The sequence below is a fragment of the Helicobacter sp. UBA3407 genome, assembly GCF_949747025.1.
GTDB classification, from domain to species: domain Bacteria; phylum Campylobacterota; class Campylobacteria; order Campylobacterales; family Helicobacteraceae; genus Helicobacter_D; species Helicobacter_D ganmani.
The window spans coordinates 1-4,074 of sequence record NZ_CATKCB010000078.1 but is presented as its reverse complement, the minus strand read 5'-3'; the positions used below and the strand labels follow the sequence as shown (position 1 = coordinate 4,074).

Sequence of the window (4,074 nt, the reverse complement as noted above, 5' to 3'; positions counted from 1 at the left end):
GCGCCTAAAGCATTACCAATCTTGCGCACACTATGTGATTAATGCAGACCAGAGCATTCAGGCAATTACACAAGAAATTTTGGAGAAACTATGAATAAGATTTTAGTTAGAATCCCAAATTGGCTAGGAGACGCTGTAATGGCAACTTTTGCACTAGAGATTCTATTTTTGCGCTTTCCTCAAGCGCATTTTTATTTAGTCGGAAGTGCTACAAGCATTGCACTTTTCGCGCATTATCCCCGCGTAAGCATATTAGAAGACAAAAGCAAAAAGGCAAAGTTTAGAATCCCAAGCCTCTACCGACTTGCAAAATCCATTCCGCCTTGCGATTTGGGATTCACCTTTCAAAACAACTTCCTCTCTGCCCTTTTGCTTTACTTCAATGGTGCAAAATTTCGTGCGGGATTTGCAAAAGAAATGCGAAGTTTTCTGCTCACATTCCACCCCAAAAAACCCACAGACATTCACGAAGCTTCACGTTTTGCAAGACTTGTAGAATCCGCTTTGCACTCCCAAAGATTCCAAACTCAAAATCAAAACTTTGAATCTTTGGAGATTCCACCCAAACTCTACCTTAAAAAGCCAAATCTACAAATTACTTTACCGCAACATTTTAAAGATTCCAAAATTGCAGGGATTAATGCAGGAGCAGCCTTTGGAGTAGCAAAAAGATGGGAGGAATCCTATTTTGCGCAAGTCATTTGGTTTTTGTTAAGCCAAGATTATAAAATCATTCTTTTTGGTGTGCAAAGCGAAAATGCGATTAACGACAAAATACTAGAGTATTTGCGTGCGATTCCACATTTCACAGAATCTGCGTTCCAAAACATTCTCAATTTAAGCGGAAAAACTACAATTGAAAGTCTCATGGCATACTTTCTTAAACTTAACTTTTTGCTTACCAACGACAGCGGTCCTATGCACATTGCAAGCGCATTGGAGATTCCAACTCTCGCCCTTTTTGGACCTACAAACATCAAGGAAACCTGCCCCTTTAATGCCAAAAATTCGCATATTCTCTCCCTTGAAACATTCCACCAAAAACTTCCTTGTATGCCTTGTATGCAACGCACTTGCCCTATTCCCAAAGATTCCACAGATTACCACACTTGTATGCGGAATCTCACACCAAATCTTGTCATCAACAAGATTCAATCCCTTATAAGCGAAATTAAAATACAATCCACCCAAAAATTAGCAAGTGAGCAACAATGAGAACTTTGAGCTTAGGACATTCTCCCGACGCAGACGATTTGTTTATGTATTATGCGATTGCCTTTGGTTGGGTTAGCAATCCTGAAATTTATTTCCAATCCTGTGCGCTAGACATTGAAACACTGAATATTAAAGCCTTAAAGGGCGAGCTAGATATTTCTGCGATTTCCTTTGGAGTTTATCCTCTTGTGGCGCAGGAGCAATGCTTGCTAAGAACGGGAGTTAGCTTTGGAGAAGGTTATGGACCCAAACTGATTAAGCTAAAGAGCAAGAATCTGAAAAAAAACTTCAAAGTTGCTTTAAGTGGTGCGCACACAACGAATGCTATGTTATTCAAAATTGCTTATCCGCAAGCAAGAATCGTTTATAAAAATTTCCTTGAAATTGAAAATGCGGTGTTAAGCGGTGAAGTAGATGCGGGCGTATTAATCCACGAATCCATTTTAACTTTTGATGAAAGGCTAGAAACAGAGCGAGAGATTTGGGATATATGGCGCGAATTAAACAAGCAAGACTTGCCTTTACCACTTGGGGGAATGTGTATCCGCCGCTCCTTGCCACTAAGTATTGCTATACTCTGCGAGGAAATGCTGACAAAAGCGGTTGAAGTCGCACTAGAAAACAAGCCGCTTTTATCCAAAATGCTCCAAGAGCGGAATCTCATTCGCGTAGATTCCAAACATCTAGAAACCTACCTCAACCTTTATGCCAACAAGGATTCCATAAGTCTAAGCAAAAAGCAGCTAGAAGCAATCAACGCGCTTTTTAGAATCGGTTTTGATTATAAAATCTACTCACAAATCCTAGAAGTGCGAGACTGCTTGATTCCAACCGAATATAAAGATTTCCGCAACAGCTAAATTAGCCCTATTTTTTCTTTAGCTTCTTTATAGGTTGTAGCAGCAATCTCACGTGCGCGCGATTCTCCTTCTTGCAAGATTCTATGCAAATAATCCTTTTCGCTGCTTAGTTTTTCATAGGCTTGCCGAATCGGGCGCAATCCCTCAATTACGACTTCTGCTACCCTTTCCTTTAACTTTCCATAACCTTGCCCCGCAAACTCTGCTTCAATCTCCTCTACTTTTTGTTTAGTAAAGCACTGATAAATATTGAGTAGATTATAAACACCCGCGCGATTCTTATCAAACGCGATAATCCCCTCACTATCCGTTGTTGCCTTTTTGAATTTTTTTATTATCGTTTCGGGTGTATCAATTAAAGCAATAGAATGGTTTGGCTTATCACTAGAGCTTTTACTCATTTTCTTTGTCGGGTCGTCTAACCCCATAATGCGCGCGCCCTCTTTCAAAATCAAAGGTTCAGGCACAACAAAAGTTTCTCCAAAATCCCGATTAAAGCGTATTGCGGTATCACGCGCTAACTCAATATGCTGCTTTTGGTCTTCTCCGACAGGCACGAGATTGCTTTGATAGAGCAAAATATCCGCACTCATTAAATTAGGATAATTAAAAAGCCCAGCTAGAATCTGCTTAGGATTCTTCGCACTCTTATCTTTGAACTGCGTCATTCTACTTAAATCGCCCATTGGCGTAATGCAAGTTAATAGCCACGCTAAAGAAGTGTGTTCTTGGATTTTGGACTGAATAAACAAAATGGACTCTTTAGGGTTAATCCCACAAGCAAGGAGCATTGCACATAAATCATAGGTTTTTTCGCGCAGAATACTCGGATTTTGCGGAATCGTAATTGCGTGAGAATTTACCACACAAAAAATATTTTCATACTTTTCTTGATTTTCTACCCAATTTTTCACTGCGCCCAAATAATTTCCTAAATGGATATTGCCTGTGGGTTGAATCCCAGAAAACACGCGCGACTTTTGCATAATAATCCTTAATAAGTTTAAATCAAGCCGCAATTATAGCCAAAACTTGGACTTAAAAGAAAATTTGCTAAGATTTTACAAATAAAAGGAAACAAAATGAGCAAAGACACATTGGCAAAGAGAATCATTCCGTGTTTGGATATTAAAAATGGACGCGTGGTTAAGGGTGTAAATTTCGTAGGGCTTCAAGACGCAGGGAATCCGATAGAGGTTGCTAGACGTTATAATGACGAGGGTGCAGATGAGATTACCTTTTTGGATATTACCGCCACCCTTGAGGCAAGGAATACAACCCTTGAAATGGTGCGCAATGTCGCTAAAGAAGTGTTTATCCCACTAACGGTTGGGGGAGGGATTTCAAGTTTGGAACATATTTATGATTTGCTGAATGCGGGCTGCGATAAGGTCAGCCTTAACTCCTCGGCACTTAAGAATCCTGATTTGATTACGCAAGGTGCAAAGCGGTTTGGTTCTCAATGTATTGTCGTAGCCATTGACGCCAAAAGGCGCACAAATGGGAAAGGTTGGGAAGTCTATACGCACGGGGGACGCAACAACACGGGGGTGGATTTGGAACAATGGGCAAAGGAATCCTGTGAGCGCGGAGCAGGTGAGATTCTGCTTACAAGTATGGATTGCGATGGGACAAAGGCAGGTTATGATTTAGAGCAGTTACGCGCCATATCTAGCGCGGTTGGGATTCCGCTTATCGCAAGCGGTGGAGCAGGAAGTAAAGAGCACATTTTGCAAGCCTTTTTAAATGGCGCAGATGCCGCACTTGCCGCGTCTATTTTTCATTATCAAGAAATCCACATTATGGATTTGAAGCAGTATCTAAAGGCGCACGGAATTGCAGTGAGGATTTAACGCGCCTTTGCGTGTCCTTGCAAGACTTGACATTGCGTCATTGCGAAGCCCTTTAGGGCTGAAGCAATCTATAATCTTGCATAAAGAAAAGAAACAATAGAATCTTACGCCTTAATTCCTTGCAGAATCTCGCTTAAAATGTCAAT

4 protein-coding genes are annotated in these 4,074 nt (G+C 40.9%); 3 read left to right on the top strand and 1 reads right to left on the bottom strand.

The window, feature by feature from the left end; all coding sequences use genetic code 11:
* Positions 1-90: 90 nt before the first annotated feature.
* Positions 91-1,215: a lipopolysaccharide heptosyltransferase II gene (gene waaF / locus Q1553_RS01735; RefSeq protein WP_115551887.1), complete on the top strand. Its 1,125-nt coding sequence runs from the start codon at positions 91-93 to the stop codon at positions 1,213-1,215.
* Complete coding sequence (locus Q1553_RS01730) at positions 1,212-2,075, top strand: MqnA/MqnD/SBP family protein (protein WP_298495469.1); 864 nt, start codon at positions 1,212-1,214, stop codon at positions 2,073-2,075. The genes waaF and Q1553_RS01730 overlap by 4 nt, the downstream gene beginning before the upstream one ends.
* Here the strand turns inward: Q1553_RS01730 and trpS are convergent.
* The gene (gene trpS / locus Q1553_RS01725; RefSeq protein WP_299385133.1) at positions 2,072-3,061 is read right to left on the bottom strand and encodes a tryptophan--tRNA ligase; all 990 of its coding nucleotides are present in this window, start codon (positions 3,059-3,061) and stop codon (positions 2,072-2,074) included. The two genes, Q1553_RS01730 and trpS, sit on opposite strands and share 4 nt — an antisense overlap.
* A gap of 96 nt (positions 3,062-3,157) precedes the next feature.
* Between trpS and hisF the strand changes: the two genes are divergently transcribed.
* A complete protein-coding gene (hisF, locus tag Q1553_RS01720) occupies positions 3,158-3,928 on the top strand; it encodes an imidazole glycerol phosphate synthase subunit HisF (protein WP_300765053.1) in 771 nt (256 codons plus the stop codon).
* Positions 3,929-4,074 lie beyond the last annotated feature (146 nt).